This window comes from Amycolatopsis sp. NPDC098790 (assembly GCF_044759945.1).
In the GTDB taxonomy this organism is placed as follows: domain Bacteria; phylum Actinomycetota; class Actinomycetes; order Mycobacteriales; family Pseudonocardiaceae; genus Amycolatopsis.
Genome location: NZ_JBIWAI010000002.1, coordinates 1,211,544 through 1,237,488 on the forward strand (window position 1 = coordinate 1,211,544; position 25,945 = coordinate 1,237,488).

Below are 25,945 nucleotides of genomic sequence, written 5' to 3' on the forward strand. Positions count from 1 at the left end.
CGTCCAGGGTACCGGGGCGACGACGTCAGTCGGTCTCCGCCATGGCTTCGGCGAACTGCGCCGCGTACAGCCGCGCGTAGGCGCCGCCGCTGCGCAGCAGGGTCTCGTGGTCACCCTGCTCGACGATCTGGCCGTGCTCCATCACCAGGATCACGTCCGCGTCGCGGATCGTCGACAGGCGGTGGGCGATCACGAAGCTCGTGCGGCCGCTGCGCAGCGAGTTCATCGCCCGCTGGATCAGCACCTCCGTCCGCGTGTCCACCGAACTGGTCGCCTCGTCCAGGATCAGGATCACCGGCTTGGCCAGGAACGCCCGCGCCACCGTGATCAGCTGCTTCTCGCCCGCGCTGACCGTGCCGCCTTCGTCGTCCAGCACCGTCTCGTAGCCGTCCGGCAGCGTCCGGACGAACCGGTCGACGTGCGTCGCCTTCGCCGCTTCGATGATCTCCTCGCGGCTCGGGTCGTCCGCGCCGTAGGCGATGTTCTCCGCGATCGTGCCGCCGAACAGCCACGCGTCCTGCAGCACCATGCCGGTCTGGTCGCGCAGCTCCTCGCGGTTCATCTTCGCGATGTCGACGCCGTCGAGCGTGATCCGCCCGCCGTCCAGCTCGTAGAACCGCATGAGCAGGTTGACCAGCGTCGTCTTGCCCGCGCCGGTGGGGCCGACGATCGCCACCGTCTGGCCGGGTTCGACGGCCAGGGACAGGTCGTCGATCAGCGGCTTGTCCGGCAGGTAGCGGAACGAGACGTCCTGGAACTCGACGCGCCCGCGAACGACCGACGGCCGCTCCGGCGAAGAAGGCTCCGGCGCCTGCTCCTCGGCGTCGAGCAGCGCGAACACCCGCTCGGCCGACGCGACCCCGGACTGCAGCAGGTTCGCCATGCTGGCGATCTGCGTGACCGGCTGGCTGAACTGGCGCGAGTACTGGATGAACGCCTGCACCTCGCCGAGAGTCAGGCTGCCCGAGGCGACGCGCAGCGCGCCGATCACGGCCACCAGCACGTAGCTCAGGTTGCCGATGAACATCATCGCCGGCTGGATCATGCCGGAGATGAACTGCGCCCGGAAGCTCGCCTCGTACAGCGTCTCGTTCTGCTTGTCGAAGATCGCCGCGGCCTCATCGCGCCTGCCGAACACCTTGACCAGCGAATGGCCGGTGTACATCTCCTCGACGTGCGCGTTGAGCTTGCCGGTCGTCGACCACTGCTTGATGAAGTTCGGCTGCGCCCGCTTGCCGATCTTCGCCGCGACGACGGCCGACAGCGGCACCGTGAGCAGCGCGATCACCGCCAGCAGCGGCGAGATCAGGAACATCATGATCAGCACGCCGATCACCGTCAGCAGCGACGAGACGATCTGCGACAGCGTCTGCTGCAGCGACATCGCCAGGTTGTCGATGTCGTTGGTGACGCGGGACAGCACCTCGCCGCGCGGCTGGCGGTCGAAGTACTTCAGCGGCAGGCGCGAGAACTTCTCCTCGACGTCCTGGCGCAGCCGGTACACCGCGTGCTGCACCAGCGTCGTCGTCAGCCGGGCCTGGATCAGCCCGAAGAACGACGCGATGACGAACAGCGCCAGCACGACCAGCAGGATCTGCCCGACCTTGTCGAAGTCGATGCCGACGCCGGGCACGAGGTCGACGCGGCTGTAGATGTCGGCCAGCGTGCCGTCGCCGCGGGCGCGCAGCCCGGCGACGACCTGCTCCTTCGTCACCCCCGGCGGCACCTGCTTGCCGAGCACGCCTGCCAGGATCGCGTCGGTGGCCTGGCCGAGGATCTTCGGCCCGATCACGGTCAGCGCGACGCTGGCCGCGCCGAGCACGAGCACGCCGATCAGGTGCAGCCGTTGCGGGGCCAGCATGCGCAGCAGCCGCTTGAGGGACCCCTTGAAGTCGAGGGCCTTCTCCGGCGGGGCGCCGCCGGCCATCCACCGGCCCGGTCCGGCGGTGGCCGCCCCGGTGTTCTTCTGCCGTTCGGCCGTGGGCCGTTCCCCCGCCTCGGTGACGGCGGCCTTCGGCGATTCCGTGGTACTCACGCCGCCTCCTGCTCGGTGAGCTGCGACAGCACGATCTCGCGGTAGGTTTCGTTGCTGTCGAACAGTTCGTGGTGGGTACCGGTGCCGACGACGCGGCCCTCGTCGAGGACGATGATGCGGTCGGCGGTGCGGATGGTGCTGACGCGCTGCGCGACGATGATCACCGTCGCGTCGGCGGTTTCGGACACGAGGGCGCGGCGCAGGGCCGCGTCGGTCGCGTAGTCCAGCGCCGAGAACGAGTCGTCGAAGAGGTAGATCTCCGGCTTGTGCACCAGCATCCGCGCGATGGCGATCCGTTGCCGCTGGCCGCCCGAGACGTTCGTGCCGCCCTGGGCGATCGGTGCCTCCAGGCCTTCGGGCATCGCTTCGACGAAATCCTTGCCCTGCGCCACTTCCAGCGCGTGCCACAGTTCTTCGTCGGTGGCGTCCGGGTTGCCGTAGCGCAGGTTGCTCGCGACCGTCCCGGCGAACAGGTACGGCTTCTGCGGCACCAGCCCGACCGCGCGGGCGAGCACCGCGGGATCGAGGTCGCGCACGTCGACGCCGTCGACCTTGACCGTGCCCTTCGTGGCGTCCATCAGCCGCGGGATCAGGTTCAGCAACGTCGTCTTGCCGGTACCGGTGGACCCGATCACGGCGGTGGTCTCACCCGGCCGCCCGATCAGCGAGATGTCCTGCAGCACCGGCTTTTCCGCGCCGGGGTAGCGGAACTCGACACCGGAGAGCTCCAGGTGCCCGTGCACCGCGCCCGGACGGATCGGCGACACCGGCGGGCGGACGCTCGACTCGGTGTCGAGGACCTCGCTGATCCGCTCGGCGCTGACCTCCGCGCGCGGCACCATCATGAACATGAACGTGGCCATCATGACGGCCATCAGGATCTGCAGCAGGTAGGACAGGAACGCCGTCATGGCCCCGATCTGCATGCTGCCGGAGTCGATGCGCTGCCCGCCGAACCACAGCACGGCGACGCTGGAGGCGTTCATCACCAGCATGACGATCGGGAACATCAGCGCCATGAGCCTGCCCACCCGCAGCGAAACGGTGAGCAGCTGGTCGTTCGCGACGTCGAAGCGCTCGCGCTCGTGCTTGTCGCGGACGAACGCGCGGATCACGCGGATGCCCATGATCTGCTCGCGCAGCACCTGGTTGATCCGGTCGATCCGCTCCTGCATCAGCCGGAACGCCGGGCGCATCTTCGTGATGATCGTGCCGACCGCGATCGCCAGCACCGGCACGATGACCAGCAGCAGGCCCGACAGCGGGACGTCGAGGTTCAGCGCCAGGATGATGCCGCCGACGCACATGATCGGCGCGGACACCATCAGCGTCAGCGTCATCACCACGAGCATCTGGATCTGCTGGACGTCGTTGGTGGTGCGGGTGATCAGCGACGGCGTGCCGAACTGCCCGACCTCGCGGGCCGAGAAGTCCTGCACCCGGTGGAAGACGCCGGACCGGATGTCGCGCCCGACCGCCATCGCGGTGCGGGCACCGTAGTACACCGCGCCGATCGACCCGGCGATCTGGGCGAGCGTCACGGCCAGCATCACCGCGCCGACGCGCAGGATGTAGCCCATGTCGCCCTTGATCAGCCCGTTGTCGACGATGTCGGCGTTGAGCGTCGGCAGGTAGAGCATGGCGATCGTCTGCACGAGCTGCAGCACCACGATCACCCACAACGTGGTTTTGTACGGGCGCAGGTGACTGCGCAGGAGCTTGACTAGCACAGAGATTCCCCCAGTGGAGTGGTGGTGGTGTTCGGGTTTTTCTTCGGTGCGCCGGCAGTCAGCGTCGGCATCCCGGCGGCCAGCTCGTCCAGCAACCGCTCCAGCGTGGGCAGGAGCGGCTCGTCGGTCATGAACCAGTTGACGAAGGCGACGCGGACAGCGCTTTCCACCGAGGAGGCCATCAGCCGGCACAGCAGGTGGTCCACACCGCCCACCCGTTTCGCGATCGTTTCGGCGAGGACCCGCTCGACCGCCGCGTGGGCGTTGAGGAACTCGCCCCGCAGCATGAGCTGGCCCATCAGCTCCCGGATACGCGCAACATACGCGCGATCCGGCTCGCCCTCACGCGAATATTGGCGGATCACCGCCTGCTTGACCGACTCCCAGAGCGGCTCGCCCGCCGGCCGGGCGAGCAGGGCCTCGCGCATCCCCTCGTGGCGGTCGACGACCACCGAGCAGACCGCCTGCTCCTTGCTCGAGAAGTAGTTGTTGAATGTCCGGGGCGAGACGCCGACCTCGTTGGCGATGTCCTCGACCCGGACGTTCTCCAGCCCGCGCTCCAGCGTGAGCCGCAACGCGGCCTGCGCGAGGGCTCGGCGGGCCTCGCGCTTCTTGCGTTCCCGCAGCGTCAGCTTCGGTGGTTCCTCCGGCGGCATGAACGGAGTGTAGCGAAAAACTTGCGTGCCCCGCAAAAAAGTGCGGGGCACGCAAAAATTCGGTCGAACCGGACAGGCTCGGATTCCGTCGTGCGGGACCGCCCGGCCTGCGGTATCGACGCCCGTGTGCGTTCCGTTGCGGGGCGCAAATTGCAAAATTGGACCGATTGGCCTAACGCACTGCGCTCACCAGGAGCTACGTGCCCGAAATCCGCTCACTGCCCGCGATCGCACGGGGACCGGCTGTGGACATCCGGCGAGACTTTCTGCTTGCATGTCGGGCGTCGCCGCCGGGGGTCGGCGCCGCGTACGCGTTTTTCCGCACCTGAGCAAGGAAGAAGTGGGACCACATGGCGAGCCGGGCCCGGGAACTCCTGGATCGATCACGCGTCCTGCTGGACCGCTCGCGGGTCGCCGCCGCGCAGTTCCTCACGGCGCCGCCGAAGCACCCCGGGTACGCACCCGCCGCGGGTCCGGCGATCGCCCAGCTGACGCCGCCGGTGGTGGCGGTCCCGCCGTCGCCGGCGGACGACGCCGTGCTGGCCGAGATCTGCGCCAGCGTGGCCCTGCGTGACCTCAACCTGCTCGACCAGCTGCTGGCCCGGCTGGAGGAGCTGGAGGCGGGGGAGGAGGACCACCACCGCCTCGCCGAGCTCTACCAGCTCGACCACCTCGCGACCCGGCTGCGCCGCAACGCCGAGAACCTGCGCGTGCTGGCCGGCCAGGAGACCGCCGACGACGCCGCCCGCGCGACGACGGTGCTCGACGTCATGCGCGCGGCGATGTCCTCGATCGACCACTACGCCCGGATCACCATCGGCCGCGTGGTCAACCTCGGCGTCGTCGGCTTCGCCGCGGAAGACCTGGGCCGGGTGCTCGCGGAGCTGTTCGACAACGCGGCCAACCAGTCTTCGCCCAGCTCGCCGGTGAACGTCAGCGCGCACTTGACCGAGCAGGGCAGCGTGCTCGTCCGGATCGAGGACGAGGGCATCGGCATCCCGGCCGACCGGATCGACGGCCTCAACGCGCGGCTGGCCGCCGGCGGCGACCTCGACGACGCCGCGGCGCGGCACATGGGGCTCGCGGTGGTCTCCCGGCTCGCCGCCCGTCACGACGTCACCGTGCGGTTGGACCGGCGCAGCCCGCACGGCACCGTGGCGACTGTGCTGCTGCCCACCGGCATCGTCACCGAGCTGACCGAGAACGCGTGGTCGGGCACCCGGACCGTCACCGTCGAGCCGGTGAAGGCGCCGGAAGGCGAACCGGCTTCCGTCGGCGGGCTGCCGCGCCGCCGTCCGGGCACCTTTCCGAAGGAGGAGCCGGTGCGGGCGATGCCGCGCCGGCCGAGCCCCCGCCCGCGGCCGCTCGAGCAGACCGGCGGCACCACGGCCAACGGCCTTCCCCGGCGCGTGCCCGGCAGCATCCGCGGGGCCGCGCCCGAACCGCCGCCACCACCCGCGGCCGCCGAACCCGCGGGGAACGGGCACGAGCAGCTGCTCGCCGACCTCGGCGCCTTCGCCGACGGCGAGCGGGCCGCTCTCGCCGAGAACCACCGTGCCCAGCAGGACGAGACGCCCGGAGGAACCGCCTCGTGAGCGCACCCCACCCGGCCCCGGCGAACTTCGCCTGGCTGCTCGACGACTTCGTGCGCAAGGTCCACGGCGTCAGCCACGCGCTGATCATGAGCGTGGACGGCTTCCCCCTCACCGCGTCCGACTCGGTCGGCGAAGCCGAGGCCGAACAGCTCGCGGCGATCGCCAGCGGCCTGCTCTCCCTCGCCGGCAACAGCGCGGCGCTGTTCGGGAAGGGCAGCTGCGAGCAGATCATCATCCGGCTCACCCACGGCTACTTCCTGTTCATGGGCATCGGTTCCGGTGCCGGGCTCGCGGTGCTGACCTCGGGCGAGGCGGACATGAAGGTGGTCGCCTACGAGATGACCCAGTTCATCACCAACGCCGGCCACGCGCTCACCCCCGAGGTGCGCGCCGAACTGCGCCAGGTGCTCACCGCGCGCCGTCCGCGGGTGTGATGAGAATGCCCGACGAGGATGTGATCTCAGTGTCCGAGAAGGACACCGCCTTGCCGCGGCGCAGCCGCCGGATCCGCGCGTACGCGCTCACCGGCGGCCGCACCAGCACCCGGCACCAGCTGCTGGTGGAGACCCTGGTCTCGGTCCCGCGGTACGACCCCGCGCTGAGCGGCACGCTGATGCCCGAGTCGCGCTCGCTCTACGAACGCGCCCGGGCGCGGTGCTCGATCGCCGAGCTGTCGGTCGGGCTCGACCTGCCGCTGGGCGTGGTGCGGGTGCTGATCGGCGACCTCGCGTCCCAGGGCGCGGTGTTCGTCCACCCCACGGCGCACGCCTACCACCACGACACCAACGTGCTCGAGAGGATCCTTGATGGGCTCAAGCGGCTCCCCGCCTGAGGGCGATCTGCTGACGATCTCCGCGAAGATCGTCGTCGCCGGGGGCTTCGGTGTCGGCAAGACCACGTTCGTCGGCGCGGTGTCGGAAGTGCCGCCGATGAGCAACGAGGCCTGGATGACCGAGGCCGGCGAAGGCATCGACGAGATCCCGCCCGGCGGCAAGTCGACGACGACCGTGGCGATGGACTTCGGGCGGATCACGCTGCGCCCGGACCTGCTGCTGTACCTGTTCGGCACGCCGGGGCAGGCGCGGTTCTGGTTCCTCTGGGACGACCTGAGCCGGGGTGCGCTCGGCGCGGTCGTGCTGGTCGACACCAGCCGGATCGACGAGTCGTTCGCGGCGATCAACTACTTCGAGAACGACTCCGAGCTGCCGTTCGTGGTCGCGGTCAACCAGTTCGAGGGCATGCCGGTGCACGACCTCGACGAGGTGCGCGACGCGCTGGCGCTCGACCCGAGCGTCCCGCTGGTCACCTGCGACGCCCGCGACCGGGCGTCGACGATCGCCACCCTGACCGAGCTGGTGAGCCACACGCTGTCGCTGGCCGTGCTGTCCGGCCCGCGCGAGCTGGCCGGCAGCGTCCCGAACGCCTGAGAAGGAGAGCGAGCTTCATGCGCAGGGTTCTGATCGTCGGCGCCGGGCAGTCCGGGCTGCAGCTGGCCCTCGGGTTGCAGGCGAAGGGCTACGACGTCACGGTGATGTCCGCGCGGACGCCGGAGGAGATCCGGAACGGCCGCGTGATGTCGACGCAGTGCATGTTCCACGACGCGCTGCAGCACGAGCGGGACCTCGGGATCAACCAGTGGGAAGCCGACACGGTCAACGTCGAGGGACTCGGCGTGTCGGTGGCCGCGCCGGACGGCGGCCGCGCCCTCGACTGGTTCGCCGAGCTGGACCACATCGCGCAGTCGGTCGACCAGCGGGTCAAGATGGCGGGCTGGCTGGAGCTGTTCGAGGACCGCGGCGGCAAGCTCGTCATCCACGGCGTGATGACGTCCGAGCTGGACGCCCTGTCGCGGCTCTACGACCTGGTGATCATCTCGGCGGGCAAGGGCGAGCTGGTCCAGCTGTTCGACCGGGTGCCCGAGCGTTCGCCGTACACGAAGCCGATGCGCGCGCTGTCGCTGGCCTACGCCCACGGCGTCCGGCCGCGGCCGGAGCACCCGGACAAGATGGCGGTGCGGTTCAACATCGTCCCCGGCGTCGGCGAGCTGTTCATGATCCCCGCGTACACGCTCAGCGGGAACTGCGACATCCTGTTCTTCGAGGGCGTCCCCGGCGGGCCGCTGGACTGCTTCGACGACCGCCCGGGCCCGGCCGAGCACTTCGGGCGGATCCTCGACCTGATGAAGCGGTTCGTGCCGTGGGAGTACGACCGCTGCCGCGACGCCGAGCTGACCGACGCCAAGGCCACGCTGGCCGGCGGCTACACGCCGGTGGTGCGCCGGCCGGTCGGCACCCTGCCCGGCGGGGCGATCGTGCTGGGCATGGCCGACGTCGTCGTCGCCAACGACCCGATCACCGGCCAGGGCTCGAACAACGCGAGCCACTGCGCGGCCACCTACCTGGACGCGATCGTCGAGCGCGGCGAGGAGCCGTTCGACGCCGCGTGGATGGACGCCACGTTCGAGCGCTACTGGGAGTACGCCCGGCACGTCACCGAATGGACCAACGCGCTGCTGCTCCCGCCGCCCCCGCACGTGCTCCAGATCCTCGGGGTGGCCGGCCAGAACCCCGCGGTCGCGCGGCGGTTCGCGAACGGGTTCACCGATCCCACGGACTTCCAGAACTGGTTCCTGGACCCCGCACTCTGGGAGAAGTACCTGGCAGAGGTCTAGATCAGACTGTCGCCGATGGACGATTCGGGCTACGGTAGTTACGTAGCGTGAAGTCAACTGGGTCGTCTCTCGGAGGTGCGTGGCATGCGGGCGATGTGGAAGGGCTCGGTCTCGTTCGGGCTGGTGTCCATCCCGATCCAGATGTACGCGGCGACCGAGAACAAGAACGTCTCCCTGCGCCAGGTGCACGAGGCCGACGGCGGCCGGATCCAGTACAAGAGGTTCTGCACCATCGACGGTGCCGAGGTGCCCTACGCCGAGATCGCCAAGGGCTACGAGCTGCCCGACGGCGAGATGGTCGTGCTCACCGACGCCGAGATGGCCGAGCTGCCGCTGTCGTCGCAGCGCACGATCGACGTCCTGGAGTTCGTGCCGTTGGAGTCGATCGACCCGATCCAGTACGACCGGACGTACTACCTGGAGCCGCAGAAGAACGCGGTGAAGCCGTACGTCGTGCTGCGGGACGCGCTGCACAAGTCGAGCCAGGTGGCCATCGCCAAGGTCGCGGTGCGGCAGCGGGAGAGCATGGCGGTGCTGCGGGTGCACGCCGACGTGCTGGTGATGACGACGATGCTGTGGCCGGACGAGGTCCGCGAGCCCGACTTCCCGTTCCTGCGCGACGACCCGCCGCAGATCCGGCCGCAGGAGGTGACCATGGCCGGTTCGCTGATCGATTCGCTGGCCGAGCCGGTCTTCGAGCCGGAGAAGTACCACGACCACTACCGCGAGGCCCTCGAGGAGATGATCGAGGCCAAGGTGGCGGGGGAGGAGACGACCAAGCCCGCCGCGGTCACCGCGAAGGCCGACGTCGTCGACCTGATGGCGGCGCTGCAGGCCAGTGTGGACGCCGCGAAGAAGTCCCGCGGCGCGAAGTCCTCTTCGGAGGAGTCCGATGAGGACGGCGAGCCGGCCGCGAAGAAGAAGCCGGCGACGCGCAAGCGGGCGTCCAAGTCGGCGTGACCCCCGGCGCGACACGCCGCCGCCGTCGTCCCGCGTCCGCGTGGTTGCCGGTGGTACCAAGGGATTATGGACTGCGCTTCGTGTGATGCGGGCATCGACCACTGCCACGGCACGCTGGTGGTGCACCCGGAAGGCGGATTCACCGAGTGCACCGACGCGGCCTGTGCGGACGCCGACCGGGTGCGGCACGGCCTGATCGTCGACTGCCAGACGCTCGGCAGCGGGTGCGGCTGCGCCGCCACACCCGCGAAACCCCTGCTGCGCCAAGCTTCCTGAGCCTCCCGCCAGGATCGCGAAGGCCTTCCCGCCCGGGCTTCACCGCCGGCCGGGGAGGCCTTCGCGGCGTCAAGACGACGTCAGAACGGCGTCAAGGACGTAACACGATCGTGTATGCAGCTGTGTACACGGGCTTGGCGATGTGCTAACACTAACGGGGTCCTTCGGCTCTCCCTCCCCCTCGGAGCCGGAGGACCCTTTATTTTCCGTCCGTTGTGGATAGGTCAGCGGTCGATGTACAGTTCACCGCGTGGTGACCTGTGAGACGCGCGAGTCGGCGCTGGCCCGGATCGGGCGCGCCCTCGCCGACCCGACCCGCTGCCGGATCCTGACCGCCCTGCTCGACGGACCCGCCTACCCCGGGCGGCTGGCGGCCGAACTCGGGCTGAGTCGTTCGAACGTCTCGAACCACCTGTCGTGCCTGCGCGGCTGCGGGCTCGTGGTGGCCGGCTACGAGGGGCGTCAAGCGCGCTACGAGATCGCCGACGTCCACCTGGCCCGCGCCCTGCGCGAGCTCGTCCAGGTGGTGCTGGCGGTCGAGCCGCGGGACGAGTGCGAGCCGGCATGACGGACGCGTGCTCCGACGGCTGCTGCTCGCCGGTGGCGATCGCCGCGGACCGCCGGGCGGTGCTGGTGCGCCGGGTGCGGCTGCTCGTGGCGGCGACGATCACCTACAACGTCGTCGAAGCCGCCGTCGCGCTGACGGCGGGCACGGTGGCCTCGTCCGGCGCGCTGGTCGGCTTCGGGCTGGATTCGGTGGTGGAGGTCGCTTCCGCGCTCGCGGTCGCGTGGCAGTTCTCGGGCCGGGACCCGGAAGCCCGCGAACGGCGGGCCCTGCGGATGATCGCGCTGTCGTTCTTCGCGCTGGCCGCCTACGTGACGGCGGAGTCCCTGCGGACGTTCTTCACCGCGGCGGCACCGGAAAGCTCGCTCACGGGTGTCGTCTTGGCGGCGGTTTCGCTCGTCGTCATGCCCGTCCTGTCCGCCGCGCAACGGAGAACGGGCCGGGAACTGGGTTCGGCCAGCGCGGTCGCGGATTCGCGGCAGACTTTGCTCTGCACTTACCTTTCCGCGGTCCTGCTGGCGGGATTGTTGCTCAACACCGTTCTGGGCTGGTGGTGGGCCGATCCGGCCGTCGCCCTCTTCATCGCTTTCGTCGCGGTGAAAGAAGGCCGAACGGCCTGGCGCGGCGAGCATTGCTGCTGACGCCGTGCCAGGCCGTTGGTCACTAGCGGACTAGTGGATCAGTACCAGTGCGCACGCCCACCGATCCGGCGGCCGGTGCCGCCCAGGATGGCCAGTGCCACGCCGGCCACCGCGAGAATGATGCCGATGGTGTAAAGCACCGGGATGCCCACGATGAACCCGATGACGAGAAGAATTACACCGAGAATGATCACTTGACACACACTCCTTCGCATGGGACCCGTCCGGCGTGCCGGCCGGGCGGATGCGCTGTCACGGGGAGGATGGCCACTTTCCCGATGAACCAAACTGCGTCGAATGGAGCAATCCTGGATCAGTACCGGTAGTGATCGAGCTTGTACGGGCCTTCGACGTCGACGCCGATGTACTCGGCCTGGGCTTTCGTGAGCTTGGTGAGTTTCACACCGAGCGCGTCGAGGTGCAGCCGGGCCACCTTCTCGTCGAGGTGCTTGGGCAGCCGGTGGACGTCGGTGGCGTACTCGCCGGGCTTGGCGAACAGCTCGATCTGCGCGATGGCCTGGTTGGTGAACGAGTTCGACATCACGAACGACGGGTGGCCGGTCGCGTTGCCGAGGTTCATCAGGCGGCCCTCGGAGAGCACGATGAGCGCGTGGCCGTCCGCGAACGTCCACTCGTGCACCTGCGGCTTGATCTCCTTCTTCGCGATCCCGGGCAGCTTCGCCAGGCCGGCCATGTCGATCTCGTTGTCGAAGTGCCCGACGTTCGCGACGATCGCGTTGTGCTTCATCCGGCTCATCTGGTCGGCCGAGATGATCCCGAAGTTGCCGGTGGTGGTGATGAAGATGTCGGCCGTCCCGACTACGTCGTCGAGCTCGACGACGTCGAGCCCGTCCATCGCCGCCTGCAGCGCGCAGATCGGGTCGATCTCGGTGACCGCGACCCGGGCGCCCTGGCCGCGCAGCGCCTCGACCGCGCCCTTGCCGACGTCGCCGTAGCCGCAGACGACCACGCGCTTGCCGCCGATCATCACGTCCGTGGCGCGGTTCAGGCCGTCCACAAGGGAGTGCCGGATGCCGTACTTGTTGTCGAACTTGGACTTCGTGACGGAGTCGTTGACGTTCATCGCGGGGAAGAGCAGCTCGCCGTCCTTGGCGAGCTTGTAGAGCCGCTTGACGCCGTTGGTCGTCTCCTCGGTGACGCCGCGGATCTCCTTGGCCATCCGGGTGAACCGGTCGCCGTCGGCCGCGAGGCTCGCGCGCAGCGTCTCCAGGACGATCCGGTACTCCTCGGAGTCCTCTTCGGACGGTTGCGGGACCGCGCCCGCCGCTTCGAACTCGGCTCCCTTGTGGACGAGCAGGGTGGCGTCGCCGCCGTCGTCGAGGATCATGTTGGGGGCCTGGCCGCCGGGGAAGGCGAAGAGCCGGTCGGTGCACCACCAGTACTCTTCGAGCGTCTCGCCCTTCCACGCGAACACCGAGGTGCCCGCCGGGGCCTCGACGGTGCCTTCCGGGCCGACGACGACCGCCGCGGCGGCCTCGTCCTGGGTGGAGAAGATGTTGCAGGACACCCAGCGCACCTCGGCGCCGAGCGCGACCAGCGTCTCGATGAGCACGGCGGTCTGGACGGTCATGTGCAGCGACCCGGCGACGCGGGCGCCCTTCAGCGGCTGCGCGGCGGCGTACTCGCGGCGGATCGCCATCAGGCCGGGCATTTCGTGCTCGGCGAGCCGCAGCTGGGTGCGGCCGGCGTCGGCGAGGGAGAGGTCGGCGACGGCGAAGTCGAGGCCGTTGCGGGTTTGCAGCTTGTCACTCATGCTTCGGTGCACTCCGGAGTCCGTTTGCGAAACGCTCGGGAGGAACCGTGGTGTGACAACAAGAAAGGCACCTCCCTCGCGGGAGGCGCCCTTGGAGTCGTGGTGCGGGCCGAGCGTGGCGGAAAGGGTTCCGTCGCAGCGCCTCTCGGCCCGTGACCAGGATGGCAAAGCCGCCGGGAGGCTGTCAAGCGAGCGAGCAGGCCATGAGAACGTCGTCGACGTCGTGGCCGTCGACGCGGAATTCGGCCCGCAGCACGCCTTCCACGACGAACCCGCAGGACTCGTAGACCCGGCGGGCGGCGGTGTTGTGACCCAGTACGCGCAGCGTCACCTTGCGCGCGCCGCGCCGGCGAGCCTCGGCCACGGCGGCGTCGACGAGCTGCCGCGCGATGCCGAGCCGGCACCGGTCCGGGGCGACGGCGAGCCCGCCGATCACCCGCACGTGGGCGTGGGCGGGGATGCCGAAGCCCACGTTGAGCCGGACGTAGCCGGCGACCGCGCCGTCGTGCTCGGCGACGAGGACGTCTTCGGGCCGGCAGTCCTCGTCGAAGAACGGCGTGCCGGGCGGCGGCGGGGGAGCGGGGGACACCGCCGTCGTCCAGGTGCGCTCGTCGAGCTTCGCCAGCGCGGCTTCGTCGTCGGCCCGTGCCGTCCGGAGGGTGGTCACCGGCCCAGTGTGGTCCACGCCTCTTCGACGGCCGCGGCCAGCCGCTCCGCGGTCGGCGTGTCCTCCCGGGCGGTGATCCGCAGGAGGACGGTGAGGGCCGGGCCGGAGCGCTGGCAGGCCGTGACGAAGGAGCTGTCGGGATCGGGCTCGCGGCCGAGCGGGGTGGGGTCGTTGTGCCGCAGGCACTGCACGGCGCCGACCCGGACGAGCTCGGTCGACGGCGCCGCGAGGCCGAGCGCGGTCGCGTCTTCGTAGGGCGCGAACAGCTCGGGCGACGGTGCGCGGACGGCCGTCAGCTGGAAGCCGTTCGTCAGCCGGGCGTCGCTGTAGGACCGGGAGGCGGCGGGCGCGCCGTCGTAGGCCTCCGAGACCCGCGCGGCGTTCTCGCGGTCGGTCTTGTCGGCGCGCTCGATCTGCGCCTTCCCCGCGGTGCCGGCGCTCCCGAGCTTCCCGACCGCGACCTGGGTGGACTCGTACCCGCCGAGCGTGCCCGGCGCCTCGAGCGGGCGGCCGCCCGGCGCGTCGCCGAAGAGGCTCAGCGTCAACCACGGCACGCCGACGAGGAACGCGCCCACGAGCACGCCGATCAGGCCGACGGCCACCGGCCGGGCGAGCAGCGGGCGGCGCCGGGGCACCGCGGTCGTCGGCTGCCCGGGCGCGGGCGGCATCGGGAATTCCTGCGAGAAGCCCTCGGTCACGAGGGAATCGTGGCGTAGACCGGGTTGTCCGGGAAGACCCTTTTCGCCGCCGGTGCCTCAGACGAGATGTGCCCGCCGCCAAATGGCCTCCGACCGGCCGCCGATCAGTCCCGCCTCGCGCAGGAACGGCACGATCTTCTCGGCCATCCACCGCCGCGTCTCGTGGAAGTGGGGGTTGGCGAGCGCCGCGGCCCGGCCTTCGCGCGGGTCGATCCCGACGCTGCGGTAGATCCGCGGGTCGACCATGCTGTCGATGACGCCGAACGCGACCAGTGCCGTCCGCACCCGGTGCCGCTGAAGCGCCGCCTTCGTCAGCTTCGGCGTCTCGCGCAGCACCTCTTCCTTGGCGAACCGGACGTGCCGGGCCTCCTCGACGACGTGGATGCGGTTGACCGAGCGGATCAGCGGCTGGATGCCGTCGTCGTCCATCATCGAGCGCTGCAGCCGGTCGGTGGTCTCCTCGGCGACCAGCACGCTGGCGAACATCGACGGCCCGGCGGCGGTCGCGCCGAACACCTTCGCGGCGCGGTGCACGACCTTGGGCACGCCGTAGCGCGGAACGCCGAGCCGGTCGGCGGTGCGGGCGAACATCACCGAGTGCCGGGTCTCGTCGCCGATCTCGGTCATCGCGTACTGCGCGTGCTCGGTGCGCGCGTCGAGGTCGAAGACGTACCGGGCGAGCAGCTGCATGAGGACGATCTCGAACCACAGCCCGACGCTCATGATGCTGGCGATCTCGTGCTTGGACAGCTCGATCCGCTGCTCCGGCGTCAGCTTCGCCCACAGCTCGGTGCCGTAGAGGGAGACGCGCTCGAGCGGCATGTACGCCTTGCCTTCGGCGAGCGGTGCGGCCCAGTCGATGTCGACGTACGGGTCGTAGGAGTTCTTCGCGGAGCTTTTCAGCAGCCTCGCCGCGGTGACGTCCCGGTCCTGGGCCTCGACGCCCATGGCGACCTCCGAAAAGTAGGGGGTACACGCTGTACTAGCTACTTGGGAGCGTACACCGGCTCGCCGGGCTTGAGTAGGCTTCCCGGGTGACCAAGGCCGACGGACGGGCGACGCGCTGGGCGGGCCAGCAGGAACGGCGGCGCGCGGAGTTCGTCGACGCGGCACTGGCGGCGATCGCGGAGCACGGCCCGGACGTCTCGACCGAGCAGATCGCCGAGCGCGCCGGCGTCGCCCGAACCAGGCTGTACAAGCACTTCGCCGACGCGGCCGACCTCCAGCGGGCCATCGCCCAGCGCGCGGCCGAGCTGGTCACGGCCGAGCTCGAGCCGCTGTGGCACCCGTCGGGCTCGCCGAACGAGATGATCTCGACGGTGATCGCGACGCACCTGCGCTGGCTGACCGAGCACGTCCACCTGCACCGTTACCTGGCCCGCGCGGCCCCGGGGCCGACGGACGTCCGCGGCACGATCGCCCGCCACCTGAGCGGCCTGTTCGCCGGCTACCTGACGGCGTTCGGCCGCGACCCGGCCCCGGCGGACACGATCGCGTTCGGCCTGGTCGGCTACGTCGAGTCGGCGACGACCCGCTGGCTCGACCACCCGGGGGCGCTGACGCTGGAGCAACTGACGGCCCAGCTGAGCGGCACGATCTGGGCGATGCTCGACCACACGCTGCGGGCGGTGGGCGTCGAACTGGACCCGGACCGGCCCTTGCCGCTGCCGGACGGGCTCTAATCCTCGCGCGGGAACTCCGCCCGCACGCCCAGCAGCCGCACCGCGCGGGTCAGCTCGAACATCCCCAGCACCTCCTGGGCCGCGCGGTCGATCTCCGCAGCGTCCGAGGTCGGCTCCGGCAGCGTGATGCTGTGCGTGTGGGTCAGGAACGGCACGAACCGGACCTTCACCGCGACCCGCGCCGCCGGCCGTCCTTCGTCCAGGACGTCCTGCGACACGCGCTTCGCCAGCGCCGAGACCTCCGCCGCCATCTCCACCGGGTCGGTGAGGTCGCGCTGGAACGTCGTCTCGCGGCTGCGGGACCGGGCCACCCACGGCGTCGCGCTTACCTCGGCGTCGCTGATCCCGCCGCCGAGCAGGCGCAGCCACGGGCCGGTCTTCGGGCCGAACCGCGCCGCCAGCTCCGCCGGGTCGGCGCCGGCCAGGTCGAGGACCGTGGTGATGCCCAGCTCGGCGAGCTTCTTCGAGGTCTTGCCGCCGATGCCCCACAGCGCGTCGGTCGGGCGCGCGGCCATGATCTCCCACCAGTTCGCCTGGGTGAGCCGGAAGATCCCGCCCGGCTTGCCGAACCCGGTGGCGAGCTTGGCGCGCAGCTTGTTGTCCCCGATCCCGACCGCGCACGACAGCCCGGTCTCGCGCGCGACGGCGTCCTTGATCGACGCCGCCAGCGCCTCCGGGTCGTCGGTCTCGGCGCCGACGAACGCCTCGTCCCAGCCCAGCACCTCCACCACGACGGGGAACTCCCGAACGGTGGCGAAGACGTGTTCGGAGACCTCGAGGTAGGCCGGCGGGTCGCTGGGCAGGAAGACGGCGTCCGGGCAGCGCTTGGCCGCGATCCGCAGCGGCATGCCGGACTGGATCCCGAACTCGCGGGCCTCGTACGACGCCGTCGCGACGACCGCGCGTTCGGCGGGGTCGCCGTTGCCGCCGACGATGACGGGCTTCCCGCGCAGCTCGGGGTGGCGCGCGATCTCGACCGCGGCGATGAACTGGTCGAGGTCGACGTGCAGGACCCACTTCACGTCGCCCAGTGTTGCCTCAGAGGCGGTGGCGCGCCACGTGGGTCCAGACGGTGGCGGTCAGGGCGATGATCCCGCAGAGCGTCACGCCGGGGTCGGGCAGGACGAGCCCGAGCACCAGCAGGGTCACGGCGACGACGTCGACGGCGATCAGGAGGGCGCTGCGGAGCGCGCGCGACTTCGGGCGCCGGCCTTCGCGCAGGGCGGAGGCCAGGTCGGGGTCGCTGAGCTCGAGGGTGCGCTCGATCTTTTCGAGCTCGGTGCGATCGTGGTGACTGAGCATCGGGGTACTCCTTCGGCGCCGAACCCGCCGTATCGCCAGAGCGAATACCCCATGGTCCCCCCGGCGAACCGCCAATCGCCTTCTCAATTCGTGCTTTTTGCTGCTCCGACCGGGTGATCCGCGCTCCGTGACCGGCCGGGAACGCGTTACGTTCGCCTGGCACGAGGCCGGCCAGGCCGGCTTCGCGCCGGGTTGTGGCCGGTCCGGACCTTCAAGAAGCCGGAGGACTCATGACCCTGCCCACCGAACCGATCGGCAGCATCCCGCGTCCCGACTACCTGATCGAGGGGCTCGGCGCCTTCGCGGCCGGACGGATCGACGCCGCCGCGCTCGCCGAGCTGGAGAGCCGGGCGCTGGCCGACACGATCACCCGGTTCGAAGAGACCGGCTCACCGGTCGTCTCCGACGGCGAACAGGGCAAGCCGAGCTTCGCGACCTACCCGCTGGCGGGGCTGACCGCGCTGGCACCGGACGGTGTCGTCATCCCGTTCGCCGACGGCCACACCCGGCAGCTGCCGCGGCTGACCGCGGGCCCGTTCCGCTACGCGACGCACGCGGACGCTTACCTGACGCGGGCGAAGGCCCTGACCGGCAAGCCCGTCAAGCAGGCCGTGATCGCCGCTTCGGCGCTCTCCCTGATCTACCCGGCCGACGGCATCGCGGGGTACTCGCAGGAGCAGTTCCTCGCGGACCTCGTCGACGAGGCCGAAGCCGACATCCGGCGCAGCCTCGACGCGGGCGCGCACAGCGTCCAGATCGACTTCACCGAGGGGCGGCTGTCGCTGAAGCTCGACCCGTCCGGCGGGCTGCTGCGGCAGTTCGTCGACTTGAACAACGCCGTGCTGGACCGCTTCACGGCGGAGGAGCGCGCGAAGATCGGCGTCCACACCTGTCCCGGCGGCGACCAGGATTCGGTGCACAGCCTCGACGTCGACTACGCGGGCCTGCTGCCGGCGTTGCTCTCGCTCAAGGCCGGCAACTTCTACGTCCAGCTCGCGAGCGAGGGCGAGCCGGAGCGCGCGCTGCAGGTGATCGCCGACCACCTCGGGGGTGAGCAGCGGGTGTTCGTCGGCGTGATCGACCCGATCGACCCGCGGGTGGAGACGCCGGAGGAGGTCCGCGACCGCGTGCTGACGGCGGCGAAGTACCTGCCCGCCGACCGGCTGGGCACCTGCGACGACTGCGGGTTCTCGCCGTTCGCCGACGACACCTCGACGTCACGCGACATCGCGTTCGCCAAGATCCAGGCGCGGGTCGAGGGGACTTCGCTGGCGGCCGGCCAGCTGTGACGGCCGGGGCCCGTTCCGGCGGGCCCCGTTCCGGCACGCTCAGGCCGTCTCGGCGGCGACCTTGAGCCCGAGCGCGACGAGCACGCTGCCGAGCACGGCATCGAGGCCCCGCCGGACGCGCCCGTCGGCGAAGAACCGCTTGAGCGCGCCGACGACGAGCGCGAGGGCGGCGAACCAGGCGACGGTGCCGGCGGTGGCGATGGCGGCCAGCTCGAGGGTCTGCGCGGTGGAGCCGTTCGCGGGGAGGAACTGGGGGAGCAGCGCGAGGAAGTAGACGGCGACCTTGGGGTTGAGCAGGTTGGTGAACAGGCCCTGCCGGAACGCGGCACCGGCGTTGAGGGCTTTGGCGGTGTTCTCGCCGAGGTCCCGGTACTCCCCGCGCCGCACGGCGAGCCAGGCCTTGACCCCGAGGAAGACGAGGTAAGCGGCCCCGGCGAGCTTGACGACCATGAAGGCGACGGCGGAGGCGGTCAGCACGGCGGCCACGCCGAAGGCGATGGCGACGACCCAGGCGAAGACCCCGAGCGAGACCCCGGCCCCGGCGGCGATCCCAGCCCGCCGCCCACCGGCGAGGGACGACCGCGTGACGACGACGAAGTCCGGCCCGGGCGACATCGCCCCGAGGATCACGACCAGCAGGAACGAGGCGGCGGTGGCACCGGGGATCATGGGTCGAGAATAGGACCCTGGCGCCAGCGGTTTTCGCGCCTGGAGAGGCTCACTTCACCTTGGTGAAGGTGCAGTCGCCGGAGTTTTCGACGTACTCGCCCTTCTTGGCGGTGAACCGCATCGGACCACCGTGGGCCTTGAGGTCGTCGGCGATGATGTCGTTCCCGGAGTCGTCGCGAAGCCGGGCCCAGTAACCGTGACCCGCGCAGTCCGCTTTGTAGCTGCCGGGTTCCATGTCTTCGCCGACCTTGTAGGTGCCTTCGCCCACGCTGGTGGCGGGAGCGGAGGGGGTGGCCACGCCGGGACCCCAGCCGACGGCGTCGTACGTGACCCGGTCGTTGAACTGCGGGCACAGCGCGCCGGTCGACATCGCCATCAGCAGCTGCGCGTTCTCCTGGCTGAAACCGGTACTTGCGCGAGGAGACGATGAGGCGGCCTTCGCTGTTACGGGGGTGACCGTCGAGACACCGAAAGGTTCCCCAACCGGGAAGAACCCGCGAGCCGTCCGTGTTCGATCAAGTGATGTGCGACCCGACCGGGGGTGTCCGATGTGCACCTTGGGTAGGGTCGGCCGAATGGGCGATCCCAGGGGAGAGAGCATGACGGCTGAGGTGCGGACGCGGGTGCGGATCCCGCTGCGGCTGCACGGCGGCATCGAGGTCGACGCCGAAGCCGTCACCTTCCGGAACCTCGCCGACGGTGGTGAGCACCTCGCCCTCGTCCTCGGTACCCCCGGGGACGTGCCGCTCGTGCGGCCGCACTCCGAATGCCTCACCGGGGACGTCTTCGGGTCCGCGCGCTGCGATTGCGGGCCTCAGCTGGCCGAGGCCGTCGAACGGATCTCCGCCGCCGGGGGCTACCTGCTCTACCTGCGCCAGGAAGGCCGGGGGATCGGCCTCTACAACAAGCTCGACGCCTACGCCCTGCAGGACGACGGCCTCGACACCTACGCCGCCAACGCCGCGCTCGGCCTGCCCGAAGACGCCCGCGACTACACCGTTGCCGCGCAGATGCTCGAAGCGCTCGGGGTCGCCGAAGTGAACCTGCTGTCGAACAACCCGGACAAGGCCGCGCAGCTGGAAGCCGCCGGGATCGCTGTGCGCGAGCGCGTTCCCACCGGGGTCTTCGCCACCGACAACAACGTCCGCTACCTGCGCGCGAAGGCCGAGCAGACCGGGCACACCCTGCCCGGCCTCGCCAGCTAGGACAGCCGCTGGGCCGCCGCGGCCGCCGGGCTCGTGGTGAGCTTCTCCAGCAGTCCGATGAGGACCGTCTGCTCCGACGCCGTCAGCGACGCCGCCCAGGCCCGCTCGCGCGTGTTGTGCGCCTGGTACGCGTCGGTCACCGTCTCGTGCCCGGCCTCCGTCAGCGCGAGCTGGACGGCTCGCCGGTCGCGAGGAACCTGGGTGCGCGTCACGAGCCCGTCCCGCTCCAGGGTCTTGACCAGCGCCGACACCGCCGCGCGGCTCATCCCGGCCAGGCGCGCCGCGTGGCGGGACTCCAGCGGGCCGGCCAGCCACAGCACGAACAGCACCCGGAACCCGCCCCAGCTCAGGCCGCGCGGGCGGTGCACCGTCGACTCCCAGTCGTAGACCAGCGCGCCCGCCAGCCGGTGCAGCGTCAGGCCCAGGCGCATCGCGACCGGGTCGGTGTCCGGCAGCTCCGCCTTCGTCTTCCCGATCGCGTAGTCGACGAACGAAAGGTAGTCGAGGTCTTCGGCCGGTCGGTCGGTCATGCGGCCCAGATTAGGCGAAGGGGTTCCGCGCGCCGCCTCGGCGGGTTACTGTGACCGGCGAGATAGTCAAACCTTTGACGATCAGAAGGAGCGCTCGCCGTGACGAAGAAAGCGTTCGCCTCTTCGGCCGACCTGGCGGAGAAAGCGCAGACCCTCGAAGTCCTCGACGACGGCGTGTACGCGCTGACCGCCGAGGGCGACCCCAACATCGGCGCCATCGAGGGCGAGGACTTCCTCGTCTGCTTCGAAGCGCTGGCCACGCCGGTCGCGGCGGCCGAGTGGCTCGCGAAACTCCGCGAGCACACCGACAAACCCGTGCGCTACCTGATCCTGAGCCACTACCACGCGGTGCGCGTGCTGGGCGCGTCGGCGTTCGACGCGGACGTGATCGTCGCGCACGAGAACACCCGGGCCCTCGTCGCCGAGCGCGGCAAGGAGGACTGGGAGAGCGAGTTCGGCCGGATGCCGCGGCTGGCCAAGGGCGCGGACTCCGTACCCGGCTTGACCTGGCCGACGCTGACCTTCTCCGACCGGCTCACCATCGACCTCGGCGGCGACCGCGGCGACCTCGTCCTGCAGTACTGCGGCCGCGGCCACACCGAAGGCGACATCGTCGCGTGGCTGCCGCGGCAGCAGATCCTCTACGCCGGCGACCTCGTCGAAGCCGAAGCCGCGCTCTACACCGGCGACGCGTTCCACCGCGAGTGGGCGTCGTCCACTTTGGACCGGGTGGCCGCGTTCGGTGCCGAGTCGCTGATCGGCGGCCGCGGCGGGGTGAGCCGCGGCCGCGAAGCCGTCGACGCCGCCATCGCGCAGACCCGGCACTTCCTGGACACGATGATCCGCGAGGTCGGCGCGGTCCGCGACGCCGGCGGCACGCTCAAGGAAGCCTTCGAGCGCACGCACGCCGCGCTGAACGGCCAGTACGGCCACTGGCCCATCTTCGAGCACTGCCTGCCCTTCGACGTCTCCCGGTTGTGGGACGAGCTGGGCGGCATCGAGCGGCCGGTGGTGTGGACGGCCGAACGCGACCGTGAAGTCTGGGACCAGCTCCAAGGATGACGGTCGCCGTCCTGGGCAGCGGCCCGGTCGGCCAGACGGCCGCGCTGCTGCTGGCGCGCTGGGGTGTACCGGTGGTGCTCGTCGACGAGCACGAGGTGCGCGATCCCGTGGGATCCAAGGCCATCTGCCAGCAACGGGACACTTTGGACGTCTGGGCGTCGCTCGGCGCGGGCTGCCTCGCCGAGGAGGGCCTCACCTGGACGACGGCGCGGACGTTCCACCACGAAACCGAACTGTTCTCCTTGGAACTGCCCGGCGGCGGGTCGGCGCTGCCGCCGTTCGTCAACTTGTCGCAGGCCCGTGTCGAGGAGGTCCTGGACGAGCTGATCGAGCGGCAGCCGCTGATCGACGTCCGCCGCGGCCACCGCGTCCGCGGCCTGACCCAGCCCGGCCGGGTGGTCGTCGAGTGCGACACGGCGGACGGGCCGCGCCGGATCGAGGCCGACTACGCGATCGCCTGCGCGGGTGCGCGCGGCGACACCGTGCGGCGGGCGCTCGGGCAGCACCTCGACGGCGTGTCCTTCCGGGACCTGTTCCTGATCTGCGACATCCGCGCCGACCTCCCGGGCTGGGCGGCCGAGCGGCGGTTCTACTTCGACCCGCCGTGGAACCCCGGTCGCCAGGTGCTCATCCACCCGTGCCCGGGCTCGCGGTTCCGCATCGACTGGCAGGTGCCCGAGGACTACGACCTCGCGGCCGAGGAGTCCGGCGGGGCGATGGAGGCGCGGATCCGGGCGATCATCGGTTCGGTGCCGTACGAAGTGCTCTGGCGGTCGGTGTACCGCTTCCACACGCGGCTGGTCCCGCGGATGCGCGTCGGCCGGGTGCTGCTGGCCGGGGACTGCGCGCACCTCGTCGCGCCGTTCGGGGCGCGCGGCCTCAACTCCGGCGTCGCCGACGCGGAGAACGCGGCTTGGAAGCTGGCCGCCGTCCTGCGCGGCGACGCCGGCGAGGAGCTGCTGGAGAGCTACCACACCGAGCGGCACGCGGCGGCGGTGGAGAACGCGGCCGTCACCACGGCCACGATGGACTTCCTGGTGCCCCAGGACGACGAGCAGCACCGGCGCCGGCTCGACGTCCTGACGCGCGCGGCGCACGACCCGGCCGCCTGCGAGCAGGTCGACTCGGGCCGGCTGGCGGAACCGTTCTGGTACGTGGATTCGCCGTTGACCACACCCGATCCGCTGCGGCCGTTCGCCGGACGGCCACCGCGTGGGGCCGTGCCGCCGCCGGGACCGGGCGTGCTGCTCCCCGACGTCACCGTCGCGAGTGGACGGTTGCGGGACCTGGCGCGGCGGGGGTTCCTCTTCTTGACGACGCCGGGCGTGCGGGCGGAGGGCGTGCGGTCGGTGCAGATCCCGGTGGGCGGAGCTTTGGGTGCGCGTCCGGGCGAAGCCTGGCTGGTCCGCCCGGACGCGTACGTCGCCGAGGTGTTACGGGTAGGCGACCAGCGGGCTCACCTGGTGCCCGGTGTTCGCGGCGTCACCCGTGTCGTTGATGACGTGCGCGATCGTGCCGACGCCACCGAGTGACACCGAAACGAGGTTGTGGAACCGGACGCCGGCGTTGTTCGGCACCTCGAACGAATGGCCGGCCACAATGGACGGGTTGGTCTGGAAGAAGCAGTAGCTGCCCAGGCCCCACCCTTCGTGGCTGGTCACCGAGTCGGCCACCTTGTACGCCGCCCAGCCCTGCCGGCCGCCGCCGCTGGACCAGGACGCTTGGTCCGGCGGGTCGTACGGCATCTCGTTCTGGAAGAAGTACGTCCGCCCGCCGTTGCCGTTCCAGAGCACCTCGTACTGCTGGTAGTGCTCGACGAACAGGCCGTACATCGTCACGTTGGCGCCGTTGACGACCAGGCCGTTGGCCGCGGTGTTGACGTTCCAGCCGACGCCGTTCGAGTGGTCGCCGCGCCACAGCCACATGTGGTCGCCGATGACGTTGTTCGAGTTGACCACCAGCGTCTGCGTGGCCTTGCCGACGGCCGCGCCGCCGATCCGGAAGAACACGTCGTGCAGTGACGTCGGGTCGGCCGCGTGGTTGGCGTTCGACCCCGGCTGGCCGACCTGCACGAGCACCGGCGAGTTCACCGGGCCCGCGTCGATCAGCAGCCCGGCGATCTTCACGCCGTCCACATCGGACGTCGTGATCGCCGCGGTGCCGTTGGTGGGCATCAGCGTCGCCAGGCCGAGCCCGAGCACCACCGTGTCCGGGCGCGTGACGTTCAGCGCCTGGTCGAGGTGGTAGACACCCGGCGTCACGAGCAGGTTCTTGCCCGCCGCCAGCGCCGCGTTGATCGTCGCGGCCGAGTCGGACGGGTGCGCGACGTAGAACTCGCTGAGCGAGATCGACTGCCCGGCCGGGGCACCGTGGCCCCAGCTGGTGCCCTGGGAGTTCTGCCGCAGCGCCGGGACGAACACGTTGTAGCTGCCCGAGCCGTCGACGTAGAGGAACGGCTTCTCGCGGATCACCGGCGTCTGGCCGACGACCGTCTCCGGCGGGTTCGGGAACGACGCCGGCGGGGTGCCGGTCGAGCCGACGAACACCATGTTCCAGACACCGCCCTGCCAGCCGCCCAGCTCGCTGTTGCGGGTCAGGAACTGCTGCTGCGAACCGGAAACGGCGACGCCGTCGATCTTGCTGTCGGCGATCAGGCCGCCGCTGGCCCAGCCGTCCCCGCCGTTCCACAGCTGGATCTGGCTGCCCTTGAGGTGCATCCGGCGGTAGGGCGCGGCCTGCGCGACGGCCCAGCGCTCGACCTGGCCTGCCGGCAGTGTCACCGACAGGTTCTCGGCCGACCGCCAGAAGTTCTGCGTCGCGTTGCCCTTGTTGTTCGGGTTGTCGCCCTGCTGCAGCCAGTCCGCCTCGACGCGGACGTGGCCGTTGAGGTTGACGTCGTCAGGGGAGAGCCCGAGGCCCGCCACCTGCTCGTAGAAGCCGAGGTTGACGTCGGCGTTGTAGGTGCCCGGCTTGAACAGCACGGCGTAGCGCTCGTTGCCGAACTGGTTGGTGTGCTGCTGGTTCGCGAGCTGCGTCAGCCGGTTCTGGATCGTCGCGGCCGGGGTCGAGGGGTCGAACACCGACACGTTCGGTCCGAGGTCCGGGTTGCGCGGGTCGGTCGGCGGGACGGTCGTCCCGCCGCCGGTGCCGTGCACCGCGACTTCCCAGAGGGAGTAGCCGTAGCCGGTCGCCCGCTGGGTGCCGTAGACGCGCAGGTAGCGCGCGGATCCGGTGAGGGGCACGGTCTGCGTGCCGCCGGCCGCGGTGGTCGTCGAGTACGCGGTCGTCCAGGTGTTCGCGTCCGAGGACAGCTGCACGGAGAACGCTTTCGCGTACGCGGCTTCCCAGGTGAGCGCCACGTCGCAGAGCTGCTGCGCGGAGCCCAGGTCGACCTGCAGCCACTGCGGGTCGCTGAACGCGCTGGACCAGCGCGTCCCGGTGTTGCCGTCGACCGCGGCGGACGCGGGCGTCCCGCCGTTCTCGGTCGAGGACGCGGTCGCGGGGTGGCCCTGCGCGAGGTTCGCCGTGCCGCACGCGGCGGCCTGGGCGGGCGCGGAGCCGACCACCGCCGCGGTCGTGACCGCGGTGACGAAGGTGGTGGCGATGACGAGGAGGCGGTGTACGGGGGAGAACGTCGTTGATCTCATCGGCCTGCCTGCTGATCGGGGGGAGGGCGTGCGAAACGGGCCGGGCGAGCCCCACAGCTCGCGCCGGCTCGGGTGGTGCGGCGGGTCCGCGTCCGGGCACCCGCCCGGCGCCGTGAGCCGGAGGAGCGGTACCGGGTGGTGCGAGGAGCGCGAACCAGTCAGCCCGAAGGGTGTGTGTGTGTCGCGGCGGAGCCGTCCCGGTGGCGGTCACGGAACCGGTTCCGTCGGTGAGATCGCAGTTAACAGCGCCGGGTTCGGCGGAGTCAAGGCTCCGGCGCGGATTCGTTCTCC

General features: G+C 70.7%; 28 protein-coding genes and 1 riboswitch. Of the genes, 14 read left to right on the forward strand and 14 right to left on the reverse strand.

The window, feature by feature from the left end; all coding sequences use genetic code 11:
• Positions 1 to 25: 25 nt before the first annotated feature.
• The 3 genes from ACIQWX_RS19370 to ACIQWX_RS19380 are packed head-to-tail and all read right to left on the reverse strand — an operon-like array spanning position 26 to position 4,421.
• Positions 26 to 2,035, reverse strand: coding sequence for an ABC transporter ATP-binding protein (locus ACIQWX_RS19370; RefSeq protein ID WP_400872467.1), 2,010 nt, complete (start codon positions 2,033 to 2,035; stop codon positions 26 to 28).
• On the reverse strand, positions 2,032 to 3,765 hold the full coding sequence (locus tag ACIQWX_RS19375) for an ABC transporter ATP-binding protein (protein WP_400872470.1): 1,734 nt from the start codon (positions 3,763 to 3,765) through the stop codon (positions 2,032 to 2,034). Before ACIQWX_RS19375 ends, ACIQWX_RS19370 begins: the two co-directional genes overlap by 4 nt.
• Positions 3,759 to 4,421, reverse strand: a complete 663-nt coding sequence (locus tag ACIQWX_RS19380) for a TetR/AcrR family transcriptional regulator (RefSeq protein WP_400872472.1) — start codon at positions 4,419 to 4,421, stop codon at positions 3,759 to 3,761. Before ACIQWX_RS19380 ends, ACIQWX_RS19375 begins: the two co-directional genes overlap by 7 nt.
• Before the next feature lie 350 nt (positions 4,422 to 4,771).
• Here ACIQWX_RS19380 and ACIQWX_RS19385 point away from each other — a divergent pair, with 350 nt between their 5' ends.
• From ACIQWX_RS19385 to ACIQWX_RS19425, 9 genes are all read left to right on the forward strand, one after another.
• Complete coding sequence (locus ACIQWX_RS19385; RefSeq protein WP_400872475.1) at positions 4,772 to 6,016, forward strand: sensor histidine kinase; 1,245 nt, start codon at positions 4,772 to 4,774, stop codon at positions 6,014 to 6,016.
• Positions 6,013 to 6,450, forward strand: coding sequence for a roadblock/LC7 domain-containing protein (locus ACIQWX_RS19390; protein ID WP_400872478.1), 438 nt, complete (start codon positions 6,013 to 6,015; stop codon positions 6,448 to 6,450). Before ACIQWX_RS19385 ends, ACIQWX_RS19390 begins: the two co-directional genes overlap by 4 nt.
• Before the next feature lie 5 nt (positions 6,451 to 6,455).
• The gene (locus ACIQWX_RS19395; RefSeq protein WP_400872480.1) at positions 6,456 to 6,848 is read left to right on the forward strand and encodes a DUF742 domain-containing protein; all 393 of its coding nucleotides are present in this window, start codon (positions 6,456 to 6,458) and stop codon (positions 6,846 to 6,848) included.
• On the forward strand, positions 6,823 to 7,443 hold the full coding sequence (locus tag ACIQWX_RS19400) for a GTP-binding protein (RefSeq protein WP_400872483.1): 621 nt from the start codon (positions 6,823 to 6,825) through the stop codon (positions 7,441 to 7,443). Before ACIQWX_RS19395 ends, ACIQWX_RS19400 begins: the two co-directional genes overlap by 26 nt.
• A gap of 17 nt (positions 7,444 to 7,460) precedes the next feature.
• Complete coding sequence (locus ACIQWX_RS19405; protein WP_400872486.1) at positions 7,461 to 8,687, forward strand: styrene monooxygenase/indole monooxygenase family protein; 1,227 nt, start codon at positions 7,461 to 7,463, stop codon at positions 8,685 to 8,687.
• A gap of 84 nt (positions 8,688 to 8,771) precedes the next feature.
• Complete coding sequence (locus tag ACIQWX_RS19410) at positions 8,772 to 9,647, forward strand: Ku protein (RefSeq protein WP_400872489.1); 876 nt, start codon at positions 8,772 to 8,774, stop codon at positions 9,645 to 9,647.
• Positions 9,648 to 9,713: 66 nt separating this feature from the next.
• Positions 9,714 to 9,923: a hypothetical protein gene (locus ACIQWX_RS19415; protein ID WP_400872492.1), complete on the forward strand. Its 210-nt coding sequence runs from the start codon at positions 9,714 to 9,716 to the stop codon at positions 9,921 to 9,923.
• Between the two features lie 250 nt (positions 9,924 to 10,173).
• Positions 10,174 to 10,491 carry an ArsR/SmtB family transcription factor gene (locus tag ACIQWX_RS19420; protein ID WP_400872495.1) on the forward strand — a complete coding sequence of 106 codons (318 nt, stop codon included), beginning with the start codon at positions 10,174 to 10,176 and terminating at the stop codon, positions 10,489 to 10,491.
• Entirely contained in the window at positions 10,488 to 11,129 is a 642-nt protein-coding gene (locus ACIQWX_RS19425; RefSeq protein WP_400872497.1) for a cation transporter, read from the forward strand. The genes ACIQWX_RS19420 and ACIQWX_RS19425 overlap by 4 nt, the downstream gene beginning before the upstream one ends.
• A 38-nt stretch (positions 11,130 to 11,167) precedes the next feature.
• Here ACIQWX_RS19425 and ACIQWX_RS19430 read toward each other — a convergent pair whose 3' ends face one another.
• The 5 genes from ACIQWX_RS19430 to ACIQWX_RS19450 all read right to left on the reverse strand — a co-directional run bounded on the left by ACIQWX_RS19430 (position 11,168) and on the right by ACIQWX_RS19450 (position 15,216).
• Complete coding sequence (locus ACIQWX_RS19430) at positions 11,168 to 11,323, reverse strand: hypothetical protein (protein WP_004559113.1); 156 nt, start codon at positions 11,321 to 11,323, stop codon at positions 11,168 to 11,170.
• 119 nt (positions 11,324 to 11,442) lie between these two features.
• Positions 11,443 to 12,903, reverse strand: a complete 1,461-nt coding sequence (gene ahcY / locus ACIQWX_RS19435) for an adenosylhomocysteinase (protein WP_400872501.1) — start codon at positions 12,901 to 12,903, stop codon at positions 11,443 to 11,445.
• A gap of 76 nt (positions 12,904 to 12,979) precedes the next feature.
• A riboswitch (S-adenosyl-L-homocysteine riboswitch) is annotated at positions 12,980 to 13,056 on the reverse strand.
• Positions 13,057 to 13,087: 31 nt separating this feature from the next.
• On the reverse strand, positions 13,088 to 13,570 hold the full coding sequence (locus tag ACIQWX_RS19440) for a GNAT family N-acetyltransferase (RefSeq protein WP_400872504.1): 483 nt from the start codon (positions 13,568 to 13,570) through the stop codon (positions 13,088 to 13,090).
• Entirely contained in the window at positions 13,567 to 14,268 is a 702-nt protein-coding gene (locus tag ACIQWX_RS19445; RefSeq protein WP_400872507.1) for a hypothetical protein, read from the reverse strand. Before ACIQWX_RS19445 ends, ACIQWX_RS19440 begins: the two co-directional genes overlap by 4 nt.
• 57 nt (positions 14,269 to 14,325) lie before the next feature.
• Positions 14,326 to 15,216 (reverse strand): diiron oxygenase, encoded by an 891-nt coding sequence (locus tag ACIQWX_RS19450; protein ID WP_400872510.1) that lies wholly within the window; start codon positions 15,214 to 15,216, stop codon positions 14,326 to 14,328.
• An 86-nt stretch (positions 15,217 to 15,302) separates the two neighbouring features.
• Here ACIQWX_RS19450 and ACIQWX_RS19455 point away from each other — a divergent pair, with 86 nt between their 5' ends.
• Positions 15,303 to 15,950: a TetR/AcrR family transcriptional regulator gene (locus tag ACIQWX_RS19455; RefSeq protein ID WP_400872512.1), complete on the forward strand. Its 648-nt coding sequence runs from the start codon at positions 15,303 to 15,305 to the stop codon at positions 15,948 to 15,950.
• Here ACIQWX_RS19455 and ACIQWX_RS19460 read toward each other — a convergent pair.
• Together ACIQWX_RS19460 and ACIQWX_RS19465 are read right to left on the reverse strand one after the other, a co-directional pair.
• The gene (locus ACIQWX_RS19460; RefSeq protein WP_400872515.1) at positions 15,947 to 16,972 is read right to left on the reverse strand and encodes a DNA polymerase IV; all 1,026 of its coding nucleotides are present in this window, start codon (positions 16,970 to 16,972) and stop codon (positions 15,947 to 15,949) included. The two genes, ACIQWX_RS19455 and ACIQWX_RS19460, sit on opposite strands and share 4 nt — an antisense overlap.
• Positions 16,973 to 16,988: 16 nt before the next feature.
• Positions 16,989 to 17,252, reverse strand: coding sequence for a DUF3040 domain-containing protein (locus ACIQWX_RS19465; protein ID WP_400872518.1), 264 nt, complete (start codon positions 17,250 to 17,252; stop codon positions 16,989 to 16,991).
• Between the two features lie 230 nt (positions 17,253 to 17,482).
• On the opposite strand from ACIQWX_RS19465, the gene ACIQWX_RS19470 reads away from it, so the two are divergent.
• Positions 17,483 to 18,541 carry a cobalamin-independent methionine synthase II family protein gene (locus ACIQWX_RS19470; protein WP_400872521.1) on the forward strand — a complete coding sequence of 353 codons (1,059 nt, stop codon included), beginning with the start codon at positions 17,483 to 17,485 and terminating at the stop codon, positions 18,539 to 18,541.
• A gap of 39 nt (positions 18,542 to 18,580) precedes the next feature.
• Here the strand turns inward: ACIQWX_RS19470 and ACIQWX_RS19475 are convergent, their stop codons facing one another.
• Together ACIQWX_RS19475 and ACIQWX_RS19480 are read right to left on the reverse strand one after the other, a co-directional pair.
• Complete coding sequence (locus ACIQWX_RS19475) at positions 18,581 to 19,210, reverse strand: LysE family translocator (RefSeq protein WP_400872524.1); 630 nt, start codon at positions 19,208 to 19,210, stop codon at positions 18,581 to 18,583.
• Between the two features lie 49 nt (positions 19,211 to 19,259).
• Entirely contained in the window at positions 19,260 to 19,586 is a 327-nt protein-coding gene (locus tag ACIQWX_RS19480) for a hypothetical protein (protein ID WP_400872526.1), read from the reverse strand.
• Between the two features lie 223 nt (positions 19,587 to 19,809).
• Between ACIQWX_RS19480 and ribA the strand changes: the two genes are divergently transcribed.
• Positions 19,810 to 20,415, forward strand: coding sequence for a GTP cyclohydrolase II (ribA, locus tag ACIQWX_RS19485; RefSeq protein WP_400872529.1), 606 nt, complete (start codon positions 19,810 to 19,812; stop codon positions 20,413 to 20,415).
• On the opposite strand, the gene ACIQWX_RS19490 is transcribed toward ribA, so the two are convergent.
• Positions 20,412 to 20,945 (reverse strand): MarR family winged helix-turn-helix transcriptional regulator, encoded by a 534-nt coding sequence (locus ACIQWX_RS19490; protein WP_400872532.1) that lies wholly within the window; start codon positions 20,943 to 20,945, stop codon positions 20,412 to 20,414. The genes ribA and ACIQWX_RS19490 overlap by 4 nt on opposite strands.
• Positions 20,946 to 21,044: 99 nt before the next feature.
• Here ACIQWX_RS19490 and ACIQWX_RS19495 point away from each other — a divergent pair, with 99 nt between their 5' ends.
• Together ACIQWX_RS19495 and ACIQWX_RS19500 are read left to right on the forward strand one after the other, a co-directional pair.
• The gene (locus tag ACIQWX_RS19495) at positions 21,045 to 22,007 is read left to right on the forward strand and encodes an MBL fold metallo-hydrolase (protein ID WP_400872535.1); all 963 of its coding nucleotides are present in this window, start codon (positions 21,045 to 21,047) and stop codon (positions 22,005 to 22,007) included.
• Entirely contained in the window at positions 22,004 to 23,539 is a 1,536-nt protein-coding gene (locus ACIQWX_RS19500) for an FAD-dependent monooxygenase (protein WP_400872537.1), read from the forward strand. Before ACIQWX_RS19495 ends, ACIQWX_RS19500 begins: the two co-directional genes overlap by 4 nt.
• Here the strand turns inward: ACIQWX_RS19500 and ACIQWX_RS19505 are convergent.
• Positions 23,441 to 25,654 carry a discoidin domain-containing protein gene (locus ACIQWX_RS19505; protein WP_400872540.1) on the reverse strand — a complete coding sequence of 738 codons (2,214 nt, stop codon included), beginning with the start codon at positions 25,652 to 25,654 and terminating at the stop codon, positions 23,441 to 23,443. The two genes, ACIQWX_RS19500 and ACIQWX_RS19505, sit on opposite strands and share 99 nt — an antisense overlap.
• Positions 25,655 to 25,945: the final 291 nt, after the last annotated feature.

Excerpts from the sequence above, each read along its gene's own strand:
- ACIQWX_RS19405 (WP_400872486.1), top strand. The coding sequence starts at position 7,461 with ATGCGCAGGGTTCTGATCGTCGGCGCCGGGCAGTCCGGGCTGCAGCTG.
- ACIQWX_RS19380 (WP_400872472.1), bottom strand. The coding sequence starts at position 4,421 with ATGCCGCCGGAGGAACCACCGAAGCTGACGCTGCGGGAACGCAAGAAG.
- ACIQWX_RS19385 (WP_400872475.1), top strand. The coding sequence starts at position 4,772 with ATGGCGAGCCGGGCCCGGGAACTCCTGGATCGATCACGCGTCCTGCTG.
- ACIQWX_RS19480 (WP_400872526.1), bottom strand. The coding sequence starts at position 19,586 with ATGGCGATGTCGACCGGCGCGCTGTGCCCGCAGTTCAACGACCGGGTC.
- ACIQWX_RS19425 (WP_400872497.1), top strand. The coding sequence starts at position 10,488 with ATGACGGACGCGTGCTCCGACGGCTGCTGCTCGCCGGTGGCGATCGCC.
- ACIQWX_RS19475 (WP_400872524.1), bottom strand. The coding sequence starts at position 19,210 with ATGATCCCCGGTGCCACCGCCGCCTCGTTCCTGCTGGTCGTGATCCTC.
- ribA (WP_400872529.1), top strand. The coding sequence starts at position 19,810 with ATGACGGCTGAGGTGCGGACGCGGGTGCGGATCCCGCTGCGGCTGCAC.
- ACIQWX_RS19400 (WP_400872483.1), top strand. The coding sequence starts at position 6,823 with ATGGGCTCAAGCGGCTCCCCGCCTGAGGGCGATCTGCTGACGATCTCC.
- ACIQWX_RS19490 (WP_400872532.1), bottom strand. The coding sequence starts at position 20,945 with ATGACCGACCGACCGGCCGAAGACCTCGACTACCTTTCGTTCGTCGAC.
- ahcY (WP_400872501.1), bottom strand. The coding sequence starts at position 12,903 with ATGAGTGACAAGCTGCAAACCCGCAACGGCCTCGACTTCGCCGTCGCC.
- ACIQWX_RS19415 (WP_400872492.1), top strand. The coding sequence starts at position 9,714 with ATGGACTGCGCTTCGTGTGATGCGGGCATCGACCACTGCCACGGCACG.
- ACIQWX_RS19500 (WP_400872537.1), top strand. The coding sequence starts at position 22,004 with ATGACGGTCGCCGTCCTGGGCAGCGGCCCGGTCGGCCAGACGGCCGCG.
- ACIQWX_RS19470 (WP_400872521.1), top strand. The coding sequence starts at position 17,483 with ATGACCCTGCCCACCGAACCGATCGGCAGCATCCCGCGTCCCGACTAC.
- ACIQWX_RS19450 (WP_400872510.1), bottom strand. The coding sequence starts at position 15,216 with ATGGGCGTCGAGGCCCAGGACCGGGACGTCACCGCGGCGAGGCTGCTG.
- ACIQWX_RS19410 (WP_400872489.1), top strand. The coding sequence starts at position 8,772 with ATGCGGGCGATGTGGAAGGGCTCGGTCTCGTTCGGGCTGGTGTCCATC.
- ACIQWX_RS19395 (WP_400872480.1), top strand. The coding sequence starts at position 6,456 with ATGCCCGACGAGGATGTGATCTCAGTGTCCGAGAAGGACACCGCCTTG.
- ACIQWX_RS19505 (WP_400872540.1), bottom strand. The coding sequence starts at position 25,654 with ATGAGATCAACGACGTTCTCCCCCGTACACCGCCTCCTCGTCATCGCC.
- ACIQWX_RS19465 (WP_400872518.1), bottom strand. The coding sequence starts at position 17,252 with ATGCTCAGTCACCACGATCGCACCGAGCTCGAAAAGATCGAGCGCACC.